This is a genomic window from Ruegeria marina, from assembly GCF_900101475.1.
Classification (GTDB): domain Bacteria; phylum Pseudomonadota; class Alphaproteobacteria; order Rhodobacterales; family Rhodobacteraceae; genus Ruegeria_B; species Ruegeria_B marina.
This window is the reverse complement of record NZ_FMZV01000009.1, coordinates 173,384-200,355: the sequence shown is the minus strand read 5'-3', so window position 1 is coordinate 200,355 and position 26,972 is coordinate 173,384. Positions and strand designations below refer to the sequence as shown.

Genomic DNA, 26,972 nt, shown 5'->3' with positions numbered 1-26,972 from the left:
ATTTCGGACCGAGGTGTTCGTCTGCTTTGCACAAGGCAGAAAAGCCTCCATGATACGTGCTGCTTCTCGAAACGAGTGTGGCGCCCAGGTTCGGCCTGAAGGCGCTGCAATTCAGGTGTCGACCGGCCCGGGAAGAAGGGGGCCAGCGGTGACAGTGGCCTACCGAGGGCGACGTCAGATTTGGCCCTGCACGCGCAGCGGCGGATGCGTGGCGCTTTGACGTGAAACCGACCGAACAACGTGTCTAGAACCCTCGGTCGATAGTCATGGATCGCTCTTACCTTGTTACAGTCAGGACAAATCCTGCCCGCCTCAGCGATTTCCTCGATTGTGAAACCTCCATCATAGGCAAATACCCCCACGTCTTGCCCACTCCCCGGCTTTCGGTGGGTCCTTGACCTTGGGCCTGTTTGTCGGCCTTGTTCAGATCGCGATTTGATTTGCGACAAACGGCGGATCAAATGGTCATTTCGGCACAAGGCCTCAGCAAAAGGCGTCTATTGCCCTGCCGCGTCCAACCGCATGAAACCGCCGATATAAGCCCTGCAAGCCGAAACCATCTGATCTGCCGTTGGGCTGCCCGACCCAAGCTGTACCTGCATCCAGTATCCCCAGAGCATTGCATTCAGTCCGGCGTGTGCCGTTTCGATTTCGTCCTCGGGCAGCGGATGCAGAATGTCCGCCAGAAGCGATTTCATCTCTTCGGCTTCCTGGGTATCCCAGGGACCCACGACCTTTCCATACAGGGAAGTGCCCTCCCTCACGCCCCAGAAAGCGAACCAGATCGAGACGTTGCGCGGATTTTGTGCGGCGTATTCGATTTCCCAGGAAATAAGGCTCACCAACTTGTCATATGGCGATGCACCGGCATCCTCGGCCCGGCGCTGCCGCGCCTCCCGATAGGGCGTGCCGATACTATCCAGTACCATGGAGAACAGATTGGTCTTGTTCTTGAAATGGAACATGATCAACGCATGCGACAGGCCGCTTCGCGATGCGATGTCTGCAATCGTCGTGCTGTTCAACCCGCGTTCTGCGATACAGTCGCCTGCGGCCTCGATGATGGCCCTTCGAGCTTTTCGGCCTTTTTCCTCTCGACCGTCGACTTTCCTGGGCACCGCTCCCTGCTCCTTTCAAGCTTGCAGATCGTGAGTAGACAACCGTCCCGGCCCGATCAACCGGCGCAAGGTCGGCAGCATGGAAATTTCTGCTGGACAGGATTCAGAATTAAACTTACTGACTACATAGTAAGTTTTATAGGACCCGGCACACCGGATCAATCCGAAACCCGACGATTGGCGCAGCGCTTTCATGCGGCGGAGGGCAAATGGGTACGACGGACAAGTATGACGCGATCATCGCAGGGGCAGGACACAACGGTCTGACAACGGCCTGTTACCTGCAAAAGGCGGGGTTGAAGACCTTGGTCGTCGAGAAGAATGACTATGTCGGCGGCGCGGCTGTCAGCCGGGAACTCCACAAGGGATGGACCTATTCCAACTGTTCATACGTCTGTTCATTGCTGCGGCAAGAGATCGTGCGCGACCTGGAACTGCCCCGCTTCGGCCTGCAGGTGATCCCGTACGAAGGAAACGTGACCCTTGCGCCGGGTGGCGAATATTTCGGCGCCTATGGAAACCATGACGCCTATCGGCGCGAGATGGAACGGTTCAGTGTCAAGGACGCCGATGCATATGACCGCTTCAGCCGCATCATCATGCGGCAGTGCCGGTTCATACGGCCGTTCCTGCTGCGCACCGCACCAGACCCGACATCTCTCAAACCCCGAGATCTTGGTGAACTGCTTTTCATGATCAAGCGCATGTGGGATCTGGGCCGGCGCGAAATCGACGAGACACTCCGGTTCTGGACAATGTCCATCGGGGACATGCTGGACGAGCATTTCGAAACGGATCTGATCAAGGCGGGGACCGCCGGATCGGGGATCATCGGCACCGGTCTGGGGGTCTATTCTCCGGGTACCGCCTATGTGTTGCTGCATCACTACATGGGGGATGTCGACGGATCGGTCGGCGCGTGGGGATTTGCCCGTGGCGGCATGGGCGCGATTACCAGGGCGCTGGCGGCTGCGTTCACGGAAGCAGGCGGCGAAATCCGCTGCGGGTCCGGGGTCGCCGAAATCCGCGTCTCGGGCGGCCGGGCAACAGGAGTGCTTCTGGACAATGGCGACAGTTTCCAGGCGCCTGTTGTCGCCTCCAACATGGATGTCAAACGCACCATGCTGAAGCATGTCGGGCGCGAACACCTGCCCGCCGCCTTCGCCAAGGCGGTCGAAAACTTCAAGATCCGCGGCTCATCCGGCAAGATCAACATCGCCCTCGACCGCTTGCCGACCTCGGACACCCTGCCCGACAACGGCAAACTGTTCTGTGGCGATTATTCCTGCACGGAATCGCTCAGGCATCTGGAAAAGGCATATGACGAATGGAAGGACGGGTATTGGTCCAGCCAGCCCTATTTCGACATGCTCATTCCGTCGAAAATAGATCCGACCATGGCACCGCCGGGCAAGCACATGATGACCGTTTTCACTCAATATGCGCCCTATGACCTGAACGTCGATGGTGTCCGCAGCCCCGACAACTGGAACGAGGAAACCAGGGCAGCTTTTGCAAAGTCGATTTTCGACCGGCTGGAATGTGTCATGCCCGACATCCGCGATTGCGTTGTTCATGCCGAGGTCCGCACGCCGCTGGATATCGAACGCGAAGTCGGCCTGACCGAAGGCAATATCTTTCAGGGTGAACTGACCTTCGACCAGTTGCTCTTCAACCGCCCCGTGCCGGGTTACGCACAGTACGACACCCCGGTGGACGGACTCTATATCGTTGGCTCCTCAAGCCATCCCGGCGGCGGCGTCATGGCCGCGCCGGGTGCGAATGCGGCACGCGAGATCCTGCGACGCAAGGGATTGGGGCGCAGGATGCCGAAACTGGCCAGCCGCTGGGAGGAATGAGCATGACCTATGATGCGATCGTGATCGGCGCCGGACATAACGGCCTGACGGCAGCGGCGACCCTGGCCCGCAAAGGCGCTCGGGTCTGCGTGGTTGAAAAGAACGCCAAACCGGGTGGCATGGCCCTGTCCGGAACGCTCGACGGTGTCGAGATGCCGCGCATGGCCCATCTGGTGTACAACCTCAACCCCCGCGTTCTATCCGAACTCGGCCTGTCCAACGTGAATCTGAAGCCTCTCAAGACGGTTTCCCTGTCGCCGGATGGGAACCATGTTGTCCTGGATGGAAACCGCGCCACCCGCGTCGATGGCACACCGCATCCCGAGGCCACCGCCTATGCCGCACGATACGACGACCTGAAACGGTTTTCCGCGTTGCTCGCACCATTGGCGGAACGATCGGCTCCCGGCGTTTCGTTCGGCGGCCGCAAGCTCGACAAGTTCTCCGAATTGATGGCCGCGGCCCGTATCGGGCTGAAGCTGAAACTGCTCGGTCGGCGCAACATGCGTGAATTTCTGCGGATACTCTTGTCGAACGTCCACGACTACACGCTCGACGAATTGTCGGACGGTCCGATCGCGGGCGCGATGGCCGCAGACGCGGTAAAGGGCTCGTGGTCCGGCCCTCGATCCCCTGGCAGCGTTCTGTCGCTGATGTACAGGATGAGCGGATCCGGCCCGGCTCATGTCATGGGCGGCATCGGCAAGCTGACTGAAGCCCTGGCAGAAGCCGCGCAATCACAAGCCGCCGAGATTCGTTCAGGGGCGGGAGTAGCCCGTATCTTCGTCGCGGAAGATCGCGCCGTTGGCGTCCTGCTGGATGACGGATCGGAACTGCGCGCCAGAACGGTTCTGTCCTCGATTGGCGCCTTGCAGAGCCTGAAACTCGCCGGGGTCGAGCATTTCGACGCCGAAACCGTCACACGGCTGCGCAATATCCGCACCAAGGGCACGGCGGCCAAGATCAACCTCGTTCTCGGCGGTGTTCCGACGTTTTCAGGATTACCCAGCGACCTGCTGGGGGCGCGGATCGTGATCGCGCCCGGATCGACCTATGTGGAACATGCATTCAACCCTGCGAAATACGGCGAGATGTCCGAGGCGCCAGTTCTTGAAATCGTGATGCCCGGCCAGATCGAACCCGGCACGACACAGCCCGACCGCCACGGCATGTCGATCCTGTTCCACTATGCCCCGCATGATCTCGAAGGCGGCTGGACTGACGCGGCGCACGCGCGGTTACTGGATATCACCTTGGCCACGCTTGATGCCTATGCACCCGGCCTGCGACAACTGGTTGTTGCCAGCGAAGTACTGTCCCCGGCCCGCATCGAGGCGGAAACCGGTGCGCCCGGCGGCCATTGGCATCACGGGGAATGGAGCACCGACCAGATGCTGACCACGCGACCCGCCAGCGGTCTTGCGCATTACAGGTTTGCCGTCCGGGGCCTCTACCTCTGCGGGGCGGCGACGCATCCAGGTGGCGATGTGACCGGACTGCCGGGCCGGAATGCCGCGCTGCAGCTGCTCAAGGACGGAGCTTGCGCATGACCCGACCCAATACCCCCGACACTCTGGTCTCCGTAAAGATCGGGATGATCGACACGCCGTTCCAGCCGATGCTGGAACCGCTGAGCGAAAGCCAGGCCTGGTACAGCTGGGCCGGATACAAGTCGGCGACCAGCTTTCGCAACGTGGACCTGGAGTATTTTGCCATCCGGAATCAGGCGACGGTCTTCGACATTTCTCCGATGTGCAAATACCGGATAAATGGCCCCGATGCCCTGCGGGTCATGGACCGCCTTGTCGTGCGCGACATGAAGAAGGTTCGCGCCGGCCGGGTTGCCTACGTCATGTGGTGCGACGAAGACGGTATGGTGATAGACGACGGTACCGCGTTCCGTTTCGCCGAGGATGAGTATGTGCTGTTTTGTCAGGAACGGACGTACAAATGGCTTTGCGAGATCGCATGGGGTTTCGATGTCACCGTTCAAGACTGGCAGTCGGCCTTATGCGGGCTGGCCGTCCAGGGCCCCTGCGCATTTTCCGTCCTCAAGGACGCGGGGTTCGCATCCATTGAAGACATGAAGCCTTTCGATCTCCGGCAGGTCGAACCGGGACTATGGATTTCCCGAACGGGTTATACCGGCGATCTGGGCTATGAAATCGTGACCTTTCCGGACCACGCCCCGCCGCTCTGGCACCGCCTTCGGGAGGCCGGTCAGCGATGGGGCCTGATCCCGATCGGATACGAGGCGCTGGATATCGCCCGGATCGAGGCCGGATTTCTGGCCCCCGGGCGCGATTTCCAGCCAAGCCACAAGGTCTCGCGCCTGCACCGGGGCCGCACGCCCTTCGAGCTGGGGTTCGGTTGGATGGTCGACCTTTCGACCGGTCATTTCAACGGGCGTCGTGCCCTGCTGGAACATGCCGCCAAAGGGCCGCGATACAACCTGGTCCGGCTCGATATCGAAGGGGATGCACCTGCCGGAAATGCATATGTCTATGCCGGCAAGTCCTTTGCGGGCCATGTGCGATCAGCCGCCTGGTCACCCACGTTCAAGCGCAACATTGCATTGGCCGATCTCAAGGCGCCATGGGGCAAGAGCCGCAAAAAGGGCTTGTGGGCCGAGATCTATGTCGAGCAGGAAGGCGTCTGGCAGAAACGGAATGCAAGGACGCGCGTCGTCGAAGGCCCGTTCATGAACATTCCGCGTGCACGAATGACTCCGCCCCAGGCATATTGATCGACCGCCCGCATGCCGTTCGCGACCTTCGTGACGGCTGAACACATTGAGCCTGATGAACCATGCCGCACGTCCATGTGACGCAGGCGGATGAGCGGCACCATCGTCCATGTTCAGCAGGAAACCCGATATCGCGAGCGACGCGCTGTTGGAACCGGATCGGGCACGTCCTGCGCGACTGATTGTACGGACCTGAACCGTCCGTTGAACGGTTGGGCGCGGCAAGCGGATTGCACGGCGCGGTATTTAAAAAGCCCGGGCCATGTGGCCCGGGCAAGGTCTCACACCAGGTGAGGAAGGAAGATCAGGATTTCGAGAATTCGGGATAGGCTTCCATCCCCAGTTCGGCCATGTCGAGCCCGTTGATCTCGTCTTCGGACGAGACACGGATGCCCATGACCGTCTTGAGCACGAACCAGATAACCCCCGACACGACAAAGGTGAAGGCACCGACCACCAAGATGGAATAGAGCTGGGTGCCCAGGCTTGCATCGCCATTGGTCAGGACCACGGCGATCGTGCCCCAGATACCCGCCATCAGGTGAACCGGAATCGCGCCCACCACGTCGTCGATCTTGACTCGGTCGAGGAAGGGCACGGCAAAGACGACGATCACACCGCCCACGGCACCGATCAAAGTGGCGGCACCCAGACTCGGGGTCAGAGGCTCGGCGGTGATCGAAACCAGACCTGCCAGCGCGCCGTTCAGGACCATGGTCAGGTCGACCTTCTTGTACATCAGCTGGGTCAGGATCAGGGCCGCAATGGCGCCACCCGCGGCCGCGGTATTGGTGTTGGCGAAGATGCGGCTGATGTCAGCGACGTTTCCGGCCGTATCCATGTAGAGCTGCGAGCCGCCGTTGAAACCGAACCAGCCCAGCCACAGGATGAACGTGCCCAGCGTTGCCAGCGGCAGGTTCGAACCCATGATCGGGATCACGCGGCCATCCTTGTACTTGCCGATGCGCGGGCCAAGGATCAGCGCGCCAGCCAAGGCCGCCCAGCCACCGACCGAGTGAACCACGGTCGAGCCTGCGAAATCTAGGAACCCTGCTGCATCAAGGAATCCGCCGCCCCATTTCCACGACGCCTGGATCGGGTAGATCAGGCCGGTCAGAACGACGACGAAGATGAGGAAGGGCCACAGCTTGATCCGTTCGGCCAGCGTGCCCGACACGATCGAGGCGGTGGTGGCGCAGAACATCAACTGAAAGAAGAAGTCCGAGCCCACCGAGGCATAGGTCAGATCGGTTTCGGTCTCGGCCAGGCCGACCGGCTCCATCGCGGCCATCGAGAAGGCGCCCAGCACCCCGTCGATGCTCCAGCCGTCGCCGGGATACATCAGGTTGTAACCAATGGCGTAATACATCAGCGCCGCGATCGAGAAGAGCGCGATGTTCTTGGTGAGCTGCATTGTCACGTTCTTCTGCCGCACCAGCCCGGCCTCGAGCATGGTGAAACCGGCTGCCATCCACATCACCAGAAACCCGGTGACGAGGAACATGAACGTGGTGAAGATATAGCCGATCTCTTCGTTCGGCGGCGTTACATCGGCCTCCTGGGCCAGTCCCAGCGACGGCAGCGCAATCAGCGCAGCAGCTGGAAGAAGTGTCTTGATAAGCGTCATAGCCTTGGTTTCCTTGAACATGTCTGATGCGCCGATCACAGCGCGTCCTCATCGGATTCCCCGGTACGCACGCGCAGGGCCTGCGCCACGTCGAGGACGAAAATCTTGCCGTCGCCGATCTTGCCGGTCCGCGCGGTGGCGGCGATGGTTTCGACGATCTGGTCGACAACCTGATCTGAAACGACCAGTTCGAGCTTGATCTTGGGCACAAAATTCACCGTGTATTCCGCGCCGCGATAGATTTCGGTGTGACCGGACTGGGCGCCGAACCCCTTGATCTCGGTCACCATCATGCCGCGTACGCCGGCATCGGTCAGGGCCTGCCTGACTTCCTCCAGCTTGAACGGCTTGATCGTTGCAATGATCAGTTTCACGTCTTTCCCCTTCGTTCCGCCGGTCGACCCGGCATTTTGCATCCGCAGAAAAACCGGGATCACCTTCTCAGCGAAGGGTTTTGCGCGAATTTTAGGCCAGCACACCAAGGTGAGTGCACAAATTTTGCACAAAAAATCCATTGTGCCCGATAATTAATCACTTTTCGAAGGGAAGCCGGTCGAAAATCGCACCTCTACATGGTCGGCCGGAGACGTTATTGTGCAGCCAAAAGAAACATTGGGCAGATCTGGCATGACGGATTCCAAACGCCGAAAATCAACTTTGGTCGCGGAAAAGCGATACGCAACCAAGGGCGGGTCCACGGCGTCTTCCAAATCGAAACCGGCGGCGAAGAAACCCGCCTCGAAACGCAGGGCGAAACCGCCCCGGCGCTCGGGCGGCAATTTCATCACCCGTTTCTTCGGCTGGCTCTTCGGTCTGATCTGGGGCTTGATCTGGCGCACCGGAATGATCGTGCTGCTTCTGGTCGGACTGGCGGTCGCCCTGATCTATTCCACCCTGCCCGAGGTAACCGCGCTGCTCGACGGTCGCGCGCGCGGATCGGTCACGCTGATGGACCGCGATGGAAAGGTTTTCGCCTGGCGCGGCGACCAGTTCGGTGGCGTGATCACCACGGATACCGTTTCGCCGCACCTCAAGAACGCGGTGGTTGCCACCGAGGACAAGCGTTTCTACTACCATTTCGGCATCAGCCCGCGCGGCGTGGCCAGCGCGGTGCGCATCAACCTGCGCGAGGGGCGCGGCCCGCTGTCCGGCCATGGCGGCTCGACCATCACCCAGCAGACGGCCAAGTTGTTGTGCCTTGGCGTGCCTTACGACCCGGAGGTCTGGAAATCCGAGGCAGAATACGAATCCGACTGCCGACAGGGATCGTTGTGGCGCAAAATCAAGGAAGCCGTCTATGCGATGGCGATGGAGGCAAAGTACAGCAAGGAGGAAATCCTCGACATCTATCTCAACCGCGCCTTCCTGGGAGCGGGAGCGCGTGGTTTCGAGGCCGCCAGCCAGCGGTATTTCGGCAAATCGGCTGCCCAGGTGAACCCGTCCGAAGCGGCGATGCTGGCCGGCCTTCTGGTCGCGCCCACCCGCTATGCCCCAACCAACAGCTTGAAACGCTCGCAGGAACGTGCGCAGGTCGTGCTGGGCCTGATGGAGGAACAGGGCTATCTGACCGCCGAGCAGGCCCGGACCGCCCGCGCCAATCCCGCGCGACTGTCCGAAGCCGCTGCAGCTCAGGCGGGCGGTTACTTCGCTGACTGGGTGATGAGCGAATTGCCCGATTATTTCGGTGGCAACACCACCGAAGACGTGATCATCAAGACCACGCTCGACCAGCGAATTCAGACTTCGGCCGAGGAAGCGATGCGTTTCATCTTTCAGGAAAAGGTGCGCGACGGGTCCAAGGCACAGGCCGCAATCGTGGTCATGTCAGCCGATGGCGCGGTACGCGCCATGGTCGGTGGCCGCGACACCCGTGTGACCGGAGCCTTCAACCGGGCAACACAGGCCGCGCGCCAGACCGGATCATCCTTCAAACCCTTTGTTTATGCCACCGCGCTGGAAATGGGGCATTCACCGCTCGATACGGTGGTCGACGAACCCTATTGCATCAATATCCCCGGATCGGGGCAGTGGTGCCCCAAGAACTACACCAACAAGTATTACGGCCGGGTCACACTGGCGCATGCGCTCAAGGATTCGCTTAACGTGCCGGCTGTGAAGGTGGCCGAGGCGATGGGCCTCGACAACGTGCGCCGGGTGGCCAGTGACTTCGGCATCGAAAGCGACCTTGCCGCCGGCCCGGCACTGGCGCTCGGTGCGTCCGAAAGCTCGCTTCTGGAGATGACCGGAGCCTATGCGGGCATCCTGAACGGTGGATCCTCGGTTGAACCCTACGGACTGACCGAGCTGCGCCTACAGGGCGAGAACGAGGTGCTGATGGCAACCGGCACCGGCATAGGGGAGCGCGTGATCAATGCCGAGGCCGCCGGTCAGCTGATCTGGATGATGGAAAAGGTGATCTCCGAAGGGTCCGGCCGCCGCGCGGCGCTGCCCGGATGGCAAGCCGCGGGCAAGACCGGCACCACGCAGGCTGCGCGCGATGCATGGTTCATCGGATTTACGGCCGATTACGTGGCGGGTGTCTGGATGGGTTATGATGACAATACCCCGCTCAGCGGTGTCACCGGCGGCGGCCTTCCGGCCGAGATATGGCACGAGACCATGATTCGGGTTCACGAAGGCTTGTCCCCGAAACCGCTGCCCATGCAGGCGCCGCGCCAGCCGAGCGTGATAGCAAAACCCAAACCGGCCCAGCCGCTAGGTGGCCTGGGACAGGCGGTCGACAAGCTGCTGAAGGATCTCTTCGGAAACTGACCGCCCGGAAACGGGCGGTCACGCGAATGATTACCCAGCCGAAGCCAGATCGCGTATCACCGCGTCGATATCGCCCCTGCGGCGATCCAGCATCGAGCCGATCTCGGTGCGTTCCGTCAGCAGCAGGTTCACCCCTTCGATGAACATGTTGAAGAACTTGTCCTTGCCGGACTTGTCGGACACCAGGAATGTCACGTCGAAAGGCGCCTGCCCCTGCAACTTGACCTTTGTGCGTACTTCATAGCCGGCCTTGATCTTCCGAGCTGCCTGTACCGTTACGGTACCGCCGATGAATTCACGGAAGCGTTTGCCGTACTTGCGCGAGATATATCCCTGGAACGCATTGGTGAAGTTCCTCAGCTGTGCCGACGAAGCCGAGCGCGCATCGGGCCCAAGCGCATAACGTGCCATGATCGGAACATCGCCATAACGGACAAATATCCGTTCGAAATCCTTGATCATCGCACTTTCGGACTTGCCCGAGGCGATCACCCTGTTGATCTCGGTCACAACCTCGTTGACCAGAGATGCAGCGCCTGCCTCGGTCAGGGCAAAGGCCGGCACCGGCAGGGACAGGGCGGTCAGACCGGCTGCCAGCGTGGTGGCAAAGCTGCGGCGCGAAAATAACTTACTCGGCATAGGGGTCCTCATACGGATCTGTCGCATCTGTCGCGACGGGGGTTCCGGTATCGGAATAGGGGTCGCTGTACAGTCCCAGATAGGCGTCTTCGTTGTCGGTTGCCAGTTCGAACCGGCGGTTTTGCAGATAGATCAGCCGCAACTGGGCGTAACTGTCCGAACTGCCGTAGAGAATCGAATCGACCGTGTCGGAATAGAGACCGCGATCACCCAGCCGGCGGACGATCTCGGCATAAAGACCGAGATTGTTGATCGGCCGGGTCGGCGCAAAGTCGATCGGATTGGTGAACAGGTTGACCACGACACCCACCGCGTCCCGCGCGGTCGAAGGGCCGTAGAACGGCAGTTCAAGATAGGGACCTTCGGCAAAGCCCCAGACATGCAGGGTCACGCCGAAATCCGTATCGGCACGTGGTATCTCGAAATCGCTGGCCGGATCGGCAAGGCCGGCAAATCCCACGGTCGAGTTCACGACGAAGCGAAAAAGCGTCGTACACGCTTCCTTCGGTTTGCCTTGCAAAAGGTAGTCAACCATTTGCCCGGGCAGGGAAAGGTTCTCGGCGAACATGTTGAAGGAATTCACCATCGGTCTGGGGATGACCGCGACATACCCCTTGGCGGCCGGTCGGAAAAATGCCTTGTCCAATCCCCGGTTGAAGGTGTGAATGGCGCGATTGGTGTTCTCGTAGGGGTCATAGATCCGGCCGCCCCCGTCCGCGTCGGGTGATGGCCCCGCGCAGGCAGCAAGCACGACGAAAGCCGGCACACGAAAACGGTTCAGCAACTTTTGGGGAAACAGGGTCATCATCATCTCAGGATTGCCGAAACGGTCTTTCACGGTCGAGGCGCTCAAATCGTACACCCGGATACAGAATTGGCGCGGTACGTAGAAAACACATAGGCTATCTTCTTCTGATTTGAAACAGCGACGCATTTAACTTGACGCGCAAGCATCGTAAAGGAAGCTGTGTTAATCGTGAGCCGAATTTGAGACGTTGTTGAAATGATGCCAAAATCACACTTGCACGGAGTCGAAGAACTCCGCGCGGCGCGCCGTAAAAACCGTTCTCTTTTCTGGTTCGTTGGCCTGTTCAGTTTTTTCGCCAACATGCTGATGCTGACCGGCCCGTTGTACATGTTGCAGGTGTATGACCGTGTGCTCGGCAGCCGCTCGGAACAGACGCTGGTCGCCCTGTCTTTGCTGGTTGTGTTCCTGTACGGCATCATGGGCATTCTGGATTATACCCGTGGCCGCGTCATGGCCCGCGCCGGCGCGCGCTTCCAGGCAGAGCTGGATCACCGTGTCTTCAATGCGATGGTGCGCCGCTCGGCAGTTGCACAGGATCCTGTTGCGCAGACGGGTCTGTCCGATCTCGAGTCAGTTCAGCGGTTCATCTCCTCTCCGGTGACGATGGCAATATTCGACTTGCCGTGGACGCCTCTTTTTCTGGTCGGCATAGCAATATTCCACCCTTGGCTGGGGATATTGGCAGTGGCAGGCGGTGGCGTGCTGATCGTCATCACCGTGTTCAACCAGATCTTTTCCCGCAAGCCTGCCCTGCATGCGGCCATCGCCGCCAACAGGGCGTCGCTGATGGGCGACGAGATTCGCAACGAAGCCGAAACGATCCAGTCCATGGGAATGCGCGGTGCAGCCTTTACGCGCTGGAACACCGCACGCGAGATGTCTCTTGTCGGTGGCCTGAGCGCGAGCGACGTCGTTGGCAGTTTCTCGACCATGACAAAGACACTGCGGCTGTTTCTGCAGTCGGCAATGTTGGGGCTGGGTGCCTATCTGGTCCTTTTGGGAGAATTGACTCCCGGTGCGATGATTGCCGCCTCGATCCTGTTGGGCCGTGCGCTGGCCCCGGTCGAAATGATCGTGAACCAATGGCAGGTCGCACAGCGCGCGCTCAAGGGATGGTCCAACCTTTCAGAACTGCTGGAGAAGGTCCCCCCTGAACAGCAGCGGATGCCCTTGCCCAAGCCAAAGGCCAAGCTCGAGGTCCAGGCGTTGACCGTGGTGCCACCCGGCGATACGCGGGCGCAACTCAAGTCCGTCAATTTTGTCGTTCAGCCCGGACAGGCGGTCGGCGTGATCGGGCCATCGGGTGCCGGGAAATCGACGTTGGCGCGGGCCCTGACCGGTCTGTGGCGCCCGGCGGGTGGAACGGTGCGTCTGGATGGCGCTGCGCTCGACCAATACGAACCGGACGTCCTTGGCCAGCACATCGGATACCTCCCGCAGCGTGTCCAGTTGTTCGAAGGCACGATCGCCGAAAACATCGCACGCCTGTCGGGTCAGCCCGATCCTCAGAAGGTCGTCGCGGCGGCCAAGATGGCTGCTGTCCATGACATGATCGTGCAACTGCCCGACGGCTACGACACCCGGATATCCTCGGGGGGCGGAAGGCTTTCAGGCGGGCAGATGCAACGTGTGGCCTTGGCTCGGGCTCTCTACGACGATCCGGTGATCGTCATTCTCGATGAACCGAACTCGAACCTCGACAACGAAGGATCCCTGGCGCTGAACAAGGCGATCAAGTCGCTCAAGGAAGCCGGCAAATCGGTGCTGATCATGGCGCACCGGCCCGCCGCCATTACCGAATGCGACCTGCTGCTGGTACTGGATCATGGCCAGGCAGTCGCCTTCGGACCCAAGGAACAGGTGCTGAAGGAACGGGTCGCCAACCACCAGACGCTTCAGAAAGCCCGTTCAATGGGAGGTGTCCGATGAGCGAAGACCGTTTTTCCGCCCGAAAACCTATCATTGTCGGCATTATCGGCCTGCTGATCCTGGTCGGCGGATTTGGAACCTGGGCTGTGATGAGCCAGATCGCCGGCGCGGTCGTCGCCAGCGGCAGGATCGAGGTAGATCGCAATCGTCAGGTTGTGCAGCATCTCGACGGCGGCGTTGTTGCCGAAATCCTGGTCGACGAAGGCGACACGGTCCCCGAGGGTCAGACCCTGATCAGGCTCGACAGCAAATTGCTCAACTCGCAACTGTTGATCGTCGAAGGCCAGCTTTTCGAACTGATCGCCCGCCGCGGTCGGCTGGAGGCCGAGCGTGACGGAACCGACACAATCTCCTTTGATAGCGAGTTGCTCGAAGCCGCCGCCAACCGTCCGGAGGTCGCGGAACTGATCGACGGGCAGGTGCGCCTTTTCAAGGCGCGGCAGGAATCGATTGCCAAGGAAACCGAACAACTGGAAAAACGCCGCGGCCAGATCGGGAACCAGATCGAGGGCGTCGAGGCACAACAACGCTCGCGCGAAGCGCAGTTGAAGCTGATCGAAGCCGAATTGGTGAACCAGAAATCCCTGCTCGACAAGGGCCTTGCACAAGCTACGCGCGTGCTGAGCCTGGAACGCACAAAGGCCGATCTCGAAGGCTCGCTGGGCGAGTTGATCGCGGCGAAAGCCCAGCAAGAGGGGCGTATCACCGAGATCGACATCGAGATCCTGAAGCTCGGCACCCGTCAGCGCGAAGAGGCAATCACCCGCCTGCGCGACCTGCAGTACCGCGAACTCGAACTGGCCGAACAACGCCGATCCTTGCAGGAACAACTTTCGCGCCTGGACATCAAGGCGCCGGTTTCAGGGATCGTTTATGGTCTGCAGGTGCACACACCGCGATCCGTTATCCGGCCCGCGGATCCGGTTCTGTTCCTTGTTCCGCAAGACCGGCCGCTTGTCATCGCAGCACGGGTCGAAACCATCCACATCGACCAGATCCACGTTGGCCAGCCAGTCATGTTGCGGTTCTCGGCGCTGGACCAGCGACAGACGCCCGAACTGGTCGGCACGGTGACACAGGTGTCCGCCGACGCCTTTATCGACGACGCAAGCCAGATGTCATACTACCGCGCTGAAATCGAGTTGAAAGAGGGCGAGACAGACAAGCTGCCCGAGGGGGCGGTGCTGATACCCGGCATGCCGGTCGAGGCGTTCATCCGGACCGCAGACCAGTCGCCAATCTATTATCTGGTCAAGCCGCTGGCCGATTATTTCACCAAGGCGTTCCGGGAAACCTGAACTTTGGCCCTTTTCGGCGCGGACGTTCCCCGCTAGCGTCCGCGCGATCAAAAGCCAAAAGGAGGATCCGCACCATGGGGATCGAGGATAAACTGGCCAGTCTGGGCGTGACCCTGCCCAATGCACCGGCCCCGGCAGCCAACTATGTACCCTTCGTCAAGGTGGGCAACATCGTCTATGTCTCGGGCCAGATCTCGAACGACGAAAACGGGCTGATCATCGGCAAGCTGGGTGACGATATGGATGTCGCCGGCGGGGCCGCCGCAGCACGGCGCTGCGCGATCAACCTGCTGGCACAAGTCAAGGCAGCCTGCGGCGGAGATTTCGATCAGCTGGTCCGCGTCGTCAAGCTGACCGGATTCGTCAACTCCACCGCCGATTTCACCAACCAGCCGCAGGTCATCAACGGCGCCTCCGACTTCCTGGTCGAGGTACTGGGTGATGCCGGGCGGCATTCGCGTTCGGCAGTCAGCGCCGCAGCCCTGCCGCTGGGAGTCGCGGTCGAGATCGAAGGCATTTTCGAAGTCAAATGACACCAGCCCTGCCCGCCGCATTTCTGGACGCACCGATCGCGCACCGTGGTTTTCACGATACCGCCCTCGGCCGGCCCGAAAACAGCCGCGCGGCAATCCGCGCGGCGATCGAAGCAGGCTACGGGATCGAGATCGACCTGCAACTGACTGCCGACGGGCAGGCAATGGTGTTCCACGACTACGACTTGCGCCGGCTGACGGGTCATCCCGGCGCGATACGCAAGATCAGCGCCGCCGAGGCGGCGGGCATGGCCCTGCTGAATGGTGACGGCGAGGGTATTCCGACCCTTTCCGAAATCCTTGATCTGGTGGCCGGCCGCGTGGCGCTGCTGATCGAACTCAAGGATCAGGATGGCGGCATGGGGCCAGATGTTGGCCCGCTGGAACAGGCGGCTGCTGACGCCCTCTCCGGGTACCAGGGGCCTGTGGCCGTCATGTCTTTCAACCCCCATAGCATCGCCGCGATGGCCCGGCTTGCGCCTGAACTGCCGCGCGGCCTTGTCACCAGCGCCTATGACCCCGAGGACTGGCCGCTGTCCGTGGCAACCTGCGACCGCCTGCGCGGCATTCCCGATTTCGATCGCACCGCCAGCGCCTTCATCAGCCACGAGGTCGAAGACCTCGGCCGCCCCCGGGTTGCGGAACTCAAGGCGCGCGGCGTTCCGATTCTGTGCTGGACGGTCCGCTCGGCCCGGCAAGAGGCCGAGGCAAGGACCGTCGCCGACAACATAACCTTCGAAGGGTACCCGGCTTGATCCTGCCCGCCCTGACCACAGATTGAGGGAGGAAGGGAGCCGGCGCATGGATCAGGCACAGATCGAGGTACGGGTGCTGCGGTCGCTGGGCGACATCGCAGCGGCGGAGTGGGACGCCTGCGCCTGCCCCGAAACCGCGAATGGGGGGCGCCCGCTTGACCCGTTCACCACGTATCGATTTCTCAGGGCGCTGGAAGACAGCGGCTCGGTCGGACGCGGAACCGGCTGGCAACCGCAATACCTGACCGCCCATCTGGACGGCATGATGATCGGCGCCGCGCCGATGTACGTCAAATCCCACAGCCAGGGCGAATACATCTTCGACCACAGTTGGGCCCATGCCTATGAGCGGGCAGGCGGCCATTACTACCCCAAGCTTCAGATCGCCGTGCCCTTTACCCCCGCGACCGGGCGCCGCCTGCTGGTCCGGCCCGGCTATGAGGAGATCGGCCAGTCTGCGCTGGTGCAGGGGGCGGTGCAACTGGCGTCCGGCAACACCATCTCCAGCCTTCATATTACTTTCTGTACAGCGTCCGAGGCAGAGGCCGGCCGCCAGATGGGGCTGATGCACCGCGTCACCCAGCAGTTTCACTGGCTCAACGACGGCTATTCCGATTTCAACGGCTTCCTTGCCGCGCTCTCGTCGCGCAAACGCAAGACGATCCGCAGGGAGCGCGCCCAGGCGCAGGGATTCGGCGGCCATATCCGATCATTGACCGGCAGCGCGCTGAAACCCGAACACTGGGATGCCTTCTGGCGTTTCTACCAGGATACCGGCGCGCGCAAATGGGGCTCGCCCTACCTGACTCGAGGGTTTTTCGACCTTGTGCACGAAACCATGGCCGATGACATTGTGCTGATACTGGCCGAGCGTGACGGCCAAGCAGTTGCCGGCGCGCTCAACTTCGTCGGACGGGAAACGCTGTTTGGCCGATACTGGGGCTGCACCGAACATCACCCATGCCTACATTTCGAACTGTGCTATTATCAGGCCATCGATTGGGCCATCGCGCATGGCCTGACCCGAGTCGAGGCCGGAGCACAGGGCGAACACAAGCTGGCGCGCGGATACCTGCCGACCCGCACCCATAGCCTGCACTGGGTCGGCGATCCGGGCTTTGCCAATGCGGTCGCCCGTTATCTCGAAGCCGAAGGTGCGGCAGTCGACGAGGAAATCGAGATACTGACGGATTACGGTCCGTTCAGAAAGATGCAAGTGGAGGAACAGCAATGACCGAACGTTTGTCCGAGGGAACCCGCGGGCCGCTGCTGGACCCGCTTTTGTCCAATGGCTGGTCCATGGCCCAGGGCCGGGACGCGATCACCAAGACGTTTCATTTCGACAATTTCGTCGATGCCATCGGCTGGATGATGCGTGTGGCGATCTGGGCCGAGAAATGGAACCACCATCCGGAATGGTGCAACGTCTATGGCAAGGTCGATGTAGTGCTCACCACACACGACGTCGGCGGCCTCAGCGCGCTCGATGCGAAACTTGCCCGCAAAATGGACAGTCTGCGGTAGCAAGGTTTGCCGGGCGGCTGTCCGCCCGGCCGCTGTTCAGATCTGCTCCAGCAGCTCTTCACCCACGGTCAGCTTGCAGGCGCCGGCTTCCTTTTCGAGGTTGAGCACCTTCACCACCCCGTCCTCGGCCAGGAGGGCGAAGCGCTGGCAGCGATCGTAAAGCCCCACCACCGGAGCATCGAACGCAAGCCCGATAGCCTTGGTGAACGCAGCGGTCGGATCCGCCAGCATGGTGATCCCGGCCTCGGTGGCGCCGCTCTGCTGGCCCCAGGCCGTCATCACGAACGGGTCGTTCACGGAAATGCAGATCACCTCGTCCACGCCTTTTTCGGCCATCGCCGCGCGGGTGCGGATGAAGCTGGGCAGATGGGTCATCGAGCACCCACGGGTAAATGCCCCCGGCAGGCCGAACATCACGACCTTGCGCCCCTTGAGTTTGGCGCCGAGATCAACTGTCTCGGGCCCCTTGTCGCTGAAGATCATGAACTCGGCATCGGGCAGCGTGTCACCGACTGAAATCATCGCTTTGAACCTCGTTGTTGGATTTGCGGAAGCAGTCCCTACGGCATATAGCTGACGGAATGCACAAGGCCACGGGAAATCGAAGGGCGGGAGGAACATGAGCCATTTTGTTGTGATTGGCGCCGGGCAGGCCGGGGCGTCTCTGGTGGCGCGGCTGCGCAAGGACGGGTTCGAAGGAAAAATCACCTTGATCGGTGCCGAACCGGTGCCCCCCTATCAGCGCCCGCCGCTCAGCAAGGCCTATCTGCTGGGCGAGATGGAGAAAGAACGCCTGTTCCTGCGTCCAGAGACTTTCTATGCCGAACAGAACATCACCTTGCGTTTGGGCGCGCGCGTTACCGCGATCGACCCGGTGGGCAAGACCGTTTCCCTTGGCGACGAAGTCATCGCCTATGACCAGCTGGCCCTGACCACCGGGTCCGAGCCGCGCCGCCTGCCTGCCGCCATCGGCGGCGATCTGGCCGGTGTGCATGTGGTGCGCGATCTGGCCGATATCGACTCGATGGCCCCCGCAGTGACCGTGGGCACCCGCGCCCTGATCGTGGGAGGTGGTTACATTGGTCTTGAGGCCGCCGCAGTCTGCGCCAAGCGCGGTGTCAAGGTAACGCTGGTCGAAATGGCCGACCGCATCCTGCAGCGGGTCGCCGCCCCCGAAACCAGCACCTATTTCCGTGCGCTTCATGCCGGTCACGGTGTCGATATCCGCGAAGGCGTAGGCCTGACCCGGCTCACCGGCACCGAGGGCCGCGTCACCGGCGCGGTACTGACCGACGGCAGCGAACTGCCGGTGGATTTCGTCGTCGTTGGCGTCGGCATCGCACCCGCCACCGCCCTGGCCGAGGCGGCGGGGTTGGCCCTTGAAAATGGCATCAGAACCGATGCGCAGGGCCGCACCTCGGACCATTCGATCTGGGCCGCGGGCGATTGTGCCTCCTTTCCCTACAGGGGCAGCCGCATCCGGCTGGAAAGCGTGCCCAACGCCATCGACCAGGCCGAGATCGTGGCGCAGAACATGCTGGGCGCGGGCAAGGATTATGTCGCGCAGCCCTGGTTCTGGTCCGACCAGTATGACGTCAAGCTGCAGATCGCCGGGCTGAACACCGGCTACGACCGGGTCGTGACCCGGCAGGGCGAGGGGCAGACCGTCTCGTTCTGGTATTACATCGGCGATCGGTTGGTGGCCGTCGACGCCATGAACGACCCTCGCGCCTATATGGTGGGCAAGCGGTTGATCGAAAGTGGCAAGAGTGCGGATCCGGCCATCGTGGCTGATCCTTCGGCGGACCTGAAACCGCTGCTCAAGGCGTGAGGATCATCGCGGGCAGTTTCCGGGGCCGGGCGCTGGCCTCGGTCGGAAAGGGCGATGCGGGCGCGCATCTGCGCCCCACCACCGACCGCGTGCGCGAAAGCCTGTTCAGCGTGCTGACGCATCTCGACGTGATCGAGGGCGCGCAGGTGCTCGATCTCTTTGCCGGCACCGGTGCGCTGGGGCTCGAGGCGTTGTCGCGCGGCGCGGCCCATGTCACCTTTGTCGATGACGGAAGGGTGGCGCAGGGGCTGATCGCTAGGAACATCGACCTGACCCGCAGCGCGGGCCAGACCACGCTGATCCGTCGCGATGCGACCCGGATTGGCCCGAATCCCGGCTTGCCCTGCAATCTGATCTTTCTCGATCCACCCTATGGCAAGGGATTGGGCGCGCGCGCCTTGGCCGCGGCGCTGGCCGGCGGCTGGATCGCCGAAAACGCCTTGATCGTGTGGGAGGAAAGCGCGCCCATGGCCGCGCCCGAAGGCTTCACCCTGCATGATGCGCGCAAATATGGCGACACCCATATTTCGCTGATGTGGAGAGTTTGACCCTCGTGTGATAAGCTGCCCGCATGGAACAGGTCCTGCGAATACCGCTTGTCTCGACCCGGTCAGCCCCACAGTCCACGACCGCGCCTGATCCCGAACCGCGACGCGCCCCCGTTTTCATCGGCGACGCCGTCACCCCCTGGGGACGGGAAACGCTGCTGCTTGCCCTGTGGCGTGACCAGGCTGCTCAGGATGGATCGTAGGTCGGGTGGAACTTGCCGCCCGGTGACAGGGTAAAGATGTCGACACCGTCCGCCGTTACCCCGACCGAATGTTCGAACTGCGCCGACAGCGACTTGTCGCGGGTAACGGCTGTCCATTCATCAGCCAGCGTCTTGGTCTCGGGGCGGCCAAGGTTCACCATCGGCTCGATGGTGAAGAACATGCCTTCCTCCAGCACCGGACCTGTTCCGGGGCGGCCATAGTGCAGCACATTGGGCGGTGCATGAAACACCTGGCCCAGCCCGTGCCCGCAGAAATCGCGCACCACCGACATGCGATGCGCCTCGACATAAGACTGGATCGCGTGGCCGATGTCGCCGAACGTATTGCCCGGCTTGACCATCTCGATCCCCTTGAACAGCGCGTCATGGGTGACCTGGATCAGCCGTTCGGCCTTGCGCGGCAGCTTACCGGCCACGTACATCCGGCTGGTGTCGCCGAACCATCCATCGACGATCACGGTCACGTCGATGTTCAGGATATCCCCATCGTTCAGCCGCTTGTCGCCGGGGATTCCATGGCAGACCACGTGGTTGACCGAGATGCAGCTGGCGTGCTGATAGCCCTTGTAGCCGATGGTCGCTGATTTCGCACCGGCGGCTTCGACCATTTCGGTGATGAGGCGGTCGATCTCGCCCGTGGTCTGGCCCGGAAACACATGCGCTGCTATGTCGTCAAGAATCCTGGCCGCAACCGCCCCTGCCGCGTGCATGCCGGCAAAGTCAGCGGTTTCATAGATGCGGATGCCATCCCGGGTCAGGCGGCCACGATGTTCCTTCATCGGCACAGGGCTCCATTGTTGCAGCGCAATCCATCTTTTACGCTGCTTGTGCAGAAAGTGCCAGAGGGCGCAACGTCACGATTTGTCAAAGCATATTCGCGATTTCGACCCCTTCGGGAGAGATATGGGTTGCAAAAACCAGCTTTTCCACGCCTCGGGACCGGGCCGCATCAAAGGCCCGCGCATAGGCCGGGTCGATATCTGCGGCCAAGGCGAACCTGTCGCAATCCGTGCGCTGCACGAGATACAGCATCACCGCCCGGTGTCCCTGCGCCGCCATCGCCGCCAGTTCCGCCAGATGTTTCGCCCCGCGCGCCGTCACGCTGTCGGGAAACTCGGCAAGACCCGGCTGGCGGCACAGCGTGACGCTTTTCACCTCGACATAGGCATCTGGCAGGCCCGGCTGGCTCAGCACAAAGTCGATGCGGCTGTTCTGCCCGTATTTCACCTCGGACCGCACCGTTTCATAGGCGGCCAGCGCGAGTATCTCCCGGCGCTCCAGTGCCATCTTCAACGCCCGGTTCGGAACCGAGGTATCGACACCGGTGAAATGGCCATTCTCGTGATCGACCAGCCGCCAGCCGAACTTCAACTTCTTCCTCGTGTCGTCGTTCGGTTCCAGCCAGATTTTCATGCCCGGCTCGGCCAGCCCCATCATGCCGCCGGGATTGGCGCAATGGGCCGTCACCTCGCGTCCGTCCTCCAGCCGGCAATCGGCTAGGAAGCGCTTGTAGCGGCGGATCAGGCGGGCGGGAACAAGAGGGGTTTGAAAGCGCATGATACCGGGCCTATACCTGCGGCAGGGGTCGATCAAGAGAGAGAGCGCCATGCCAAACCCAACCGCCGCCATGCTGGTCATCGGGGACGAGATCCTGTCGGGCCGCACCCGCGACGCCAACATGTACTTCCTTGCCGGGGAACTGACCAAGCACGGCATCGACCTCAGGGAAGTGCGTGTCGTCAGCGACGACGCCCCCGCCATCGAAGCCGCGGTCAAGGCCTTGTCCGAAACCTTCGACCATGTGTTCACCAGCGGCGGCATCGGTCCGACCCACGATGACATCACCGCCGACTGCATCGCCCGCGCCTTTGACGATCATATCGACATCCGCGCCGATGCGCGCGCCCTGCTCGAAACGCATTACCAGCGTACCGGGCTGGAGCTGAACGCCGCGCGCCTGCGCATGGCGCGCATCCCCGACAGCGCCACGCTGATCGACAATCCGGTCAGCACCGCGCCGGGTTTCACCATCCGCAACGTGCATGTGATGGCCGGCGTTCCCAGTGTCTTCCAGGCGATGGTGGCCAGCGTCCTGCCAACGCTGACCGGCGGCCAGCCGCTGTTGTCGCAAACCCTGCGCATCGACCGGGGCGAAGGCGACATTGCCGAGACACTGTCCGGGCTGGCGGCGGATTTCCCCGACCTTACCATCGGCTGCTACCCGTTCCAGATCAACGGCGCCTTCGGCGCAAACGTGGTCGTGCGCGGCACCGACGGCGCCCGCATCGACGCCGCCATCACACGTCTGGCGCGGGACACGGCCGGATGACCCCGGACTGGTTCGCCGTCGTCGACGCCACATGGCCCGCCGCGCGCATCGAAACACGCGGCAATCTCGTGCTGCGAGAGGGGCGCGGCGGTGGCAAGCGCGTCTCGGCCGCCTCGGCTATGGGTCCGCTGAGCGGGGCCGAGATCGGCGCGGCCGAGGATGCGATGCGCGCCATGGGCCAGCAGCCCCTGTTCCAGCTGCGCCCGGGGAACGAGGATCTGGACGCAGAACTGGCCGAACGCGGCTATGACATTGTCGATCCGGTCAACATCTACGCCATCGCCGCCGAGCGGCTGACCGACATCCCGATCCCCCGCGTCACCGTCTTTACCCTGTGGGAGCCGCTGGCCATCATGCGCGAGCTTTGGGCGCAGGGCGGCATCGGCCCCGGCAGGCTCGCGGTGATGGACCGCACCAAGGGACCCAAGACCGGCCTGCTGATGCGCCACCGCGACAAGCCGGGCGGAGTGGCCTTTGTCGCCATCCATGATAGTGTCGCCATGCTGCACGCGCTCGAGATCCCGCCCCACCAGCGCCGCCAGGGCCTGGGCAAATGGGCGATGCGCGGCGCGGCCTTTTGGGCGCTGGACAACGGCGCGCAGACCCTTAGCGTGGTCTGCACCAAGGCCAATGAGGGCGCCAATGCGCTCTACCGCTCTCTCGGCATGGAGATCGTCGGAGAGTATCACTACCGCCTGCTCGACGAAGGGAGAGAGACCACGTGACCGACCAGACCCGCCCTACCGCACTCGACCTGCCGATGGTGGACCCGCTGCCGCCCGAGACGCAGAAATACTTCGATATCTGCGTGGAAAAGCTGGGCATGGTGCCCAACGTGCTCAAGGCCAACGCGTTCGACATCGCAAAGCTCAATGCCTTTACCGCGATGTATAACGACCTGATGCTGGCGCCGTCGGGCTTGAGCAAGCTGGAGCGCGAGATGATCGCGGTAGTGGTCTCGTCGATCAACAAGTGTTTCTACTGCCTCGTGGCGCATGGTGCAGCGGTGCGGCAGCTGTCGGGCGATCCGAAGCTGGGCGAGATGCTGGTGATGAACTATCGCGTGGCGCCGCTGGATGCGCGTCAGCGGGCGATGCTGGATTTCGCCGCCAGGATGACCACCGCCAGCGCCGAGATCGAGGAAGAACACCGCCAGAAGCTGCGCGATGTCGGTTTCACCGACCGCGACATCTGGGACATCGCCAACGTGGCCGGGTTCTTCAACATGTCGAACCGGGTCGCCAGCGCTACGGCCATGGTGCCCAACGACGAGTATCATTCGCAGTTCCGATGATCCGCCGGCTCGCCCTCTGCGCGGCGCTTGCCGCGTTTCCGGCAACGGCTCAGGACTTTGGCCTGAGCCTGCCGCAGGGCAGCCGCCAGCTGACCGAACGGATCCGCGCGCTCGACAGCTATGACCTGCCGACAGGTGTCTGGGCCAACGGCGCTGTCCCCGTCCGGACCCTCGAAGGTCGGGTCGAGAAACGCAGTTGGCGCATCAGCGTCGGCTCCAAGACCACGCTACAAATCCTTGCCCCCCTGCGCGACCAGATCCTCGAGGCCGGATTCGACCTGCTGCTCGATTGCGCCGCGCAGACCTGCGGCGGCTTCGATTTCCGCTTCGCGACCGAGGTGATCCCCAGCCCCGACATGTATGTCGCCGTGCGCGACTACCGGTTCCTGTCGGCCATGCGCGGCGACGAGGCGCTCAGCCTGCTGGTCAGCCGCAACCCGCCCGACGCCTATGTCCAGCTGGTCCAGGTTTTTCCCCGAAGCGCGCCCGAGGCCGAGGATGAAACCGTCGTGGCACCGGCCCCCGTTCAGCCTGCTCCGCCGATCGACATGATGGGCCGGCTCCAGACCCGCGGCCGGGTCATCCTGTCGGGCCTCGACTTCGAAACCGGGGCGGGCGCCCTAGGCGAAGGCCCGTTCGACACACTGGGCGAACTGGCGCAGATTCTTGCCGCAGATCCGGCTCTAAATCTCGCGCTTGTCGGGCATACCGATAACGTGGGCAGCCTTGAATCAAACATCGACCTCAGCCGCCGCAGGGCCGAGGCGGTGCGCGACCGGCTGGTCGAACAATACGGCATCGCGCCCGACCGGCTCCAGGCGCAAGGCGCCGGCTACCTCGCGCCGATCGCCTCCAACCTCACCCCCGAAGGCCGCGACGCGAACCGCCGGGTCGAGGCGGTCCTGCTCGCGCCTCAACCCTGAAGCGTCAGGTTGCCCTCTTGCGCATCCCGCCTTCTGCCGCGCGCGTCGGGACGAGCGCACGTACAAGCTTCTGCATGTTCAGAACGCCGACCCGCTGCCCGTTCTGCATCACACGGAAACTGTGCGACGTGTCACCGCCGGACCGCGCGATGACGGATTCCAGCGTATCATCGGCATCGACCTCGCCGGCAACGCCCTCGGCCGGATCGGGAGCACCGGCCTCCATCACCGAACGCACCCGCAGTACACGGGCCCGGTTGATGTCGCTGATAAAGTCGACGATGTACGGATCGTTCGGATTCAGCAGGATGTCCTGTGGCTCGCCCTGCTGGACAACCGCGCCATCCTTCAGGATGACAAGGTGGTCCGCCAGTTTCATCGCCTCGTCCAGGTCGTGACTGATGAACACGATAGTCTTGTGCAATTCGTCCTGAAGTTCGAGCAGCAAATCCTGCATGTCCGTTCGGATCAGCGGATCTAGCGCCGAGAATGCCTCGTCCATGAGCATGATCGGCGAGTTCGAGGTCAGGGCGCGCGCGATGCCGACCCTCTGTTGCATTCCGCCCGAAAGCTGATGCGGATACTGGTGGCCCTGTCCGCCAAGGCCGACCCTTTCCAACCATTTCGCCGCCTCGCGCTCATAATCCTTGCGGTCTGCGCCGCGCACAGCCTGAGCCATGCCGGTGTTGTCCAGAACGCTCCGGTGCGGCAGCAGCGCGAAGTGCTGGAACACCATCGACATCTGCTTGCGCCGCAACTCGCGAAGCCGATCGTCATCATAGCGCAGGACGTCCTCGCCATCGACCATGATCTCTCCCGCCGTTGGTTCGATCAGCCGGTTGATGTGGCGAATCAGTGTCGACTTGCCCGATCCGGACAGGCCCATGATGACCGTGATGTCGCCGCTGCCTATATCAACGTTGATGTCGTTCAGCCCGAGAACATGGCCATGCCTTTCAAGAAGTTCGGTTTTGCCCACACCCTTGCGGACAAGCTCGAGAGCGCGCCGGGGGTCCGAGCCGAAGATCTTGTAGAGGCTGCGGATCGAGATACGGGTTTTCTTGTTCATGTGTCCGGTCTCCTCAGTGCCTTGGCACCGAACTGGCGGCATTGACCCTCGCGAGCGCCGCCTTGGTGACGCGATCCAGAATCACGGCCAGCAACACGATGCCAAGGCCAGCGACCAGCCCGACGCCAAGTTCGAGGTTGCGAATGCCGCGCAGGACCAGCACGCCGAGTCCGGGTGCCGACACCAGGCTGGCGATGACGACCATCGCGAGGCTCATCATGATGGTCTGGTTCACGCCCGCCATGATGTTCGGCAGCGCCAGCGGAATCTCGACGCCGTAGAGTTTCTGCCGTTTGGTCATGCCAAAAGCGTCTGCCGCCTCGATCACTTCCTTGTCGACAAGGCGGATGCCAAGATCGGTCAGGCGTATCACCGGGACGATGGCGTAGAGAATGATGGCTATCCCGTAGAGCTTTGGCTCGGTCACCGAGAACAGGAAGATCAGCGGGATGAGATAGACGAAGGTTGGCAAGGTCTGGAGCATGTCGAGCACGGGAATCATCGCCCTCTGCAGGCCGTCGCTTCGGGACATGGCAATGCCTATGGGGACCCCGAGAAGCACGCAGAGAACGGCGCAGACGAAGATGATCGACAAGGTTTGCATGGCAAAGCTGTAGTGGTCGATGAAGGCAAGAAAGCAGAGTGCACCGACAACGAACCCGACCAGACTGGCCGATTTCGAAGCGTAATAGACCACCAGTGCCAAAAATGGGATCATTACCCACCAGGGCGTCCACTGGAACAGGAACAGCGCGCCTTCCAGCAGCCAGCTGAGCGGTTGCGTCAACGGATCGAGAACGACCTTGAGGCCGTCCTTGACCGAAAGAAAACTCTGTTCGACGCCGCGCGTCATGTCCCGGGTGCGCGCGATCGCGGGACAGGCAGCGTTCAGCGCGTCCAGCGAGGGAAACGGCAAATTCCAAACGTCGGAAAGGCTGAACGCCTCCTCACCGGATCCAGCCTTGGCTCCCCCGGCAAGAAGCTGTTCCATTGTCATCGGCCCGCCGCTGCTTTCGCCGCCGCCTCCGCACCAGTGGCGCAGGCCAAGGCCGTCGAAAATGAAGTCATAAGTCGCCATTGTCCGCCCGTCCCGCTCCCTTGTGTCGGATACAGATCAGGGGGGCAGCCCGTGCGCCGGATCGCCCC

Annotated in this window: 26 protein-coding genes and 1 pseudogene; 16 read left to right on the top strand and 11 right to left on the bottom strand. The window is 62.1% G+C overall.

Features of this window, described 5'->3' with window-relative positions; all coding sequences use genetic code 11:
- Nucleotides 1–329: pseudogene (locus BLT75_RS14115) on the bottom strand (ISKra4 family transposase); the annotation flags it as partial.
- 168 nt (nt 330–497) lie between these two features.
- Nucleotides 498–1,118 carry a TetR/AcrR family transcriptional regulator gene (locus BLT75_RS14110; RefSeq protein WP_093032821.1) on the bottom strand — a complete coding sequence of 207 codons (621 nt, stop codon included), beginning with the start codon at nt 1,116–1,118 and terminating at the stop codon, nt 498–500.
- Between the two features lie 209 nt (nt 1,119–1,327).
- Between BLT75_RS14110 and BLT75_RS14105 the strand changes: the two genes are divergently transcribed.
- From BLT75_RS14105 to BLT75_RS14095, 3 genes are read left to right on the top strand one after another with little or no spacing between them, the layout of a single operon-like run.
- A complete protein-coding gene (locus BLT75_RS14105; RefSeq protein WP_093032818.1) occupies nt 1,328–2,977 on the top strand; it encodes a phytoene desaturase family protein in 1,650 nt (549 codons plus the stop codon).
- Nucleotides 2,978–2,979: 2 nt separating this feature from the next.
- Nucleotides 2,980–4,527 carry a phytoene desaturase family protein gene (locus BLT75_RS14100; RefSeq protein WP_245706528.1) on the top strand — a complete coding sequence of 516 codons (1,548 nt, stop codon included), beginning with the start codon at nt 2,980–2,982 and terminating at the stop codon, nt 4,525–4,527.
- Nucleotides 4,524–5,723 (top strand): aminomethyl transferase family protein, encoded by a 1,200-nt coding sequence (locus BLT75_RS14095; RefSeq protein ID WP_093032813.1) that lies wholly within the window; start codon nt 4,524–4,526, stop codon nt 5,721–5,723. The genes BLT75_RS14100 and BLT75_RS14095 overlap by 4 nt, the downstream gene beginning before the upstream one ends.
- Nucleotides 5,724–6,027: 304 nt before the next feature.
- On the opposite strand, the gene BLT75_RS14090 is transcribed toward BLT75_RS14095, so the two are convergent.
- Both BLT75_RS14090 and BLT75_RS14085 read right to left on the bottom strand, forming a co-directional pair.
- The gene (locus tag BLT75_RS14090) at nt 6,028–7,350 is read right to left on the bottom strand and encodes an ammonium transporter (protein WP_093032878.1); all 1,323 of its coding nucleotides are present in this window, start codon (nt 7,348–7,350) and stop codon (nt 6,028–6,030) included.
- Between the two features lie 35 nt (nt 7,351–7,385).
- Nucleotides 7,386–7,724, bottom strand: a complete 339-nt coding sequence (locus BLT75_RS14085; protein WP_093032875.1) for a P-II family nitrogen regulator — start codon at nt 7,722–7,724, stop codon at nt 7,386–7,388.
- 253 nt (nt 7,725–7,977) lie between these two features.
- On the opposite strand from BLT75_RS14085, the gene BLT75_RS14080 reads away from it, so the two are divergent.
- Nucleotides 7,978–10,122, top strand: coding sequence for a transglycosylase domain-containing protein (locus BLT75_RS14080; protein ID WP_093032810.1), 2,145 nt, complete (start codon nt 7,978–7,980; stop codon nt 10,120–10,122).
- Between the two features lie 30 nt (nt 10,123–10,152).
- On the opposite strand, the gene BLT75_RS14075 is transcribed toward BLT75_RS14080, so the two are convergent.
- Both BLT75_RS14075 and BLT75_RS14070 read right to left on the bottom strand, forming a co-directional pair.
- The gene (locus BLT75_RS14075; protein ID WP_093032807.1) at nt 10,153–10,761 is read right to left on the bottom strand and encodes an MlaC/ttg2D family ABC transporter substrate-binding protein; all 609 of its coding nucleotides are present in this window, start codon (nt 10,759–10,761) and stop codon (nt 10,153–10,155) included.
- On the bottom strand, nt 10,751–11,566 hold the full coding sequence (locus BLT75_RS14070; RefSeq protein WP_093032872.1) for an MlaA family lipoprotein: 816 nt from the start codon (nt 11,564–11,566) through the stop codon (nt 10,751–10,753). The genes BLT75_RS14075 and BLT75_RS14070 overlap by 11 nt, the downstream gene beginning before the upstream one ends.
- Nucleotides 11,567–11,764: 198 nt before the next feature.
- On the opposite strand from BLT75_RS14070, the gene BLT75_RS14065 reads away from it, so the two are divergent.
- The 6 genes from BLT75_RS14065 (at nt 11,765) to BLT75_RS14040 (ending at nt 17,608) form a co-directional block, all read left to right on the top strand.
- A complete protein-coding gene (locus BLT75_RS14065) occupies nt 11,765–13,498 on the top strand; it encodes a type I secretion system permease/ATPase (protein WP_093032804.1) in 1,734 nt (577 codons plus the stop codon).
- Entirely contained in the window at nt 13,495–14,796 is a 1,302-nt protein-coding gene (locus BLT75_RS14060; protein ID WP_093032801.1) for an HlyD family type I secretion periplasmic adaptor subunit, read from the top strand. Before BLT75_RS14065 ends, BLT75_RS14060 begins: the two co-directional genes overlap by 4 nt.
- A gap of 74 nt (nt 14,797–14,870) precedes the next feature.
- Nucleotides 14,871–15,329, top strand: a complete 459-nt coding sequence (locus tag BLT75_RS14055) for a RidA family protein (protein WP_093032798.1) — start codon at nt 14,871–14,873, stop codon at nt 15,327–15,329.
- Nucleotides 15,326–16,084 (top strand): glycerophosphodiester phosphodiesterase family protein, encoded by a 759-nt coding sequence (locus tag BLT75_RS14050; RefSeq protein WP_093032796.1) that lies wholly within the window; start codon nt 15,326–15,328, stop codon nt 16,082–16,084. The genes BLT75_RS14055 and BLT75_RS14050 overlap by 4 nt, the downstream gene beginning before the upstream one ends.
- A 46-nt stretch (nt 16,085–16,130) precedes the next feature.
- Nucleotides 16,131–17,318, top strand: a complete 1,188-nt coding sequence (locus BLT75_RS14045; protein WP_093032793.1) for a GNAT family N-acetyltransferase — start codon at nt 16,131–16,133, stop codon at nt 17,316–17,318.
- Nucleotides 17,315–17,608 carry a 4a-hydroxytetrahydrobiopterin dehydratase gene (locus BLT75_RS14040; protein ID WP_093032790.1) on the top strand — a complete coding sequence of 98 codons (294 nt, stop codon included), beginning with the start codon at nt 17,315–17,317 and terminating at the stop codon, nt 17,606–17,608. Before BLT75_RS14045 ends, BLT75_RS14040 begins: the two co-directional genes overlap by 4 nt.
- A gap of 36 nt (nt 17,609–17,644) precedes the next feature.
- Here BLT75_RS14040 and BLT75_RS14035 read toward each other — a convergent pair whose 3' ends face one another.
- Nucleotides 17,645–18,130: a peroxiredoxin gene (locus BLT75_RS14035; RefSeq protein ID WP_093032787.1), complete on the bottom strand. Its 486-nt coding sequence runs from the start codon at nt 18,128–18,130 to the stop codon at nt 17,645–17,647.
- 97 nt (nt 18,131–18,227) lie between these two features.
- On the opposite strand from BLT75_RS14035, the gene BLT75_RS14030 reads away from it, so the two are divergent.
- Nucleotides 18,228–19,439, top strand: coding sequence for an NAD(P)/FAD-dependent oxidoreductase (locus BLT75_RS14030; RefSeq protein WP_093032784.1), 1,212 nt, complete (start codon nt 18,228–18,230; stop codon nt 19,437–19,439).
- On the top strand, nt 19,436–19,987 hold the full coding sequence (rsmD, locus tag BLT75_RS14025; protein ID WP_093032781.1) for a 16S rRNA (guanine(966)-N(2))-methyltransferase RsmD: 552 nt from the start codon (nt 19,436–19,438) through the stop codon (nt 19,985–19,987). The genes BLT75_RS14030 and rsmD overlap by 4 nt, the downstream gene beginning before the upstream one ends.
- A gap of 187 nt (nt 19,988–20,174) precedes the next feature.
- Here the strand turns inward: rsmD and map are convergent, their stop codons facing one another.
- Together map and sfsA are read right to left on the bottom strand one after the other, a co-directional pair.
- Entirely contained in the window at nt 20,175–20,990 is an 816-nt protein-coding gene (map, locus tag BLT75_RS14015) for a type I methionyl aminopeptidase (protein WP_093032776.1), read from the bottom strand.
- 85 nt (nt 20,991–21,075) lie between these two features.
- Complete coding sequence (sfsA, locus tag BLT75_RS14010) at nt 21,076–21,768, bottom strand: DNA/RNA nuclease SfsA (protein ID WP_093032773.1); 693 nt, start codon at nt 21,766–21,768, stop codon at nt 21,076–21,078.
- Between the two features lie 49 nt (nt 21,769–21,817).
- On the opposite strand from sfsA, the gene BLT75_RS14005 reads away from it, so the two are divergent.
- From BLT75_RS14005 to BLT75_RS13990, 4 genes are read left to right on the top strand one after another with little or no spacing between them, the layout of a single operon-like run.
- Complete coding sequence (locus BLT75_RS14005; protein ID WP_093032868.1) at nt 21,818–22,540, top strand: competence/damage-inducible protein A; 723 nt, start codon at nt 21,818–21,820, stop codon at nt 22,538–22,540.
- Nucleotides 22,537–23,265, top strand: coding sequence for a GNAT family N-acetyltransferase (locus BLT75_RS14000; protein WP_093032770.1), 729 nt, complete (start codon nt 22,537–22,539; stop codon nt 23,263–23,265). The genes BLT75_RS14005 and BLT75_RS14000 overlap by 4 nt, the downstream gene beginning before the upstream one ends.
- Nucleotides 23,266–23,300: 35 nt before the next feature.
- Complete coding sequence (locus BLT75_RS13995) at nt 23,301–23,834, top strand: peroxidase-related enzyme (RefSeq protein WP_425441141.1); 534 nt, start codon at nt 23,301–23,303, stop codon at nt 23,832–23,834.
- The gene (locus BLT75_RS13990) at nt 23,831–24,757 is read left to right on the top strand and encodes an OmpA family protein (protein WP_093032764.1); all 927 of its coding nucleotides are present in this window, start codon (nt 23,831–23,833) and stop codon (nt 24,755–24,757) included. Before BLT75_RS13995 ends, BLT75_RS13990 begins: the two co-directional genes overlap by 4 nt.
- Before the next feature lie 4 nt (nt 24,758–24,761).
- Here the strand turns inward: BLT75_RS13990 and BLT75_RS13985 are convergent, their stop codons facing one another.
- Both BLT75_RS13985 and BLT75_RS13980 read right to left on the bottom strand, forming a co-directional pair.
- Nucleotides 24,762–25,826, bottom strand: coding sequence for a quaternary amine ABC transporter ATP-binding protein (locus BLT75_RS13985; protein ID WP_093032761.1), 1,065 nt, complete (start codon nt 25,824–25,826; stop codon nt 24,762–24,764).
- 13 nt (nt 25,827–25,839) lie between these two features.
- Complete coding sequence (locus BLT75_RS13980) at nt 25,840–26,904, bottom strand: ABC transporter permease (RefSeq protein WP_093032758.1); 1,065 nt, start codon at nt 26,902–26,904, stop codon at nt 25,840–25,842.
- Nucleotides 26,905–26,972: the final 68 nt, after the last annotated feature.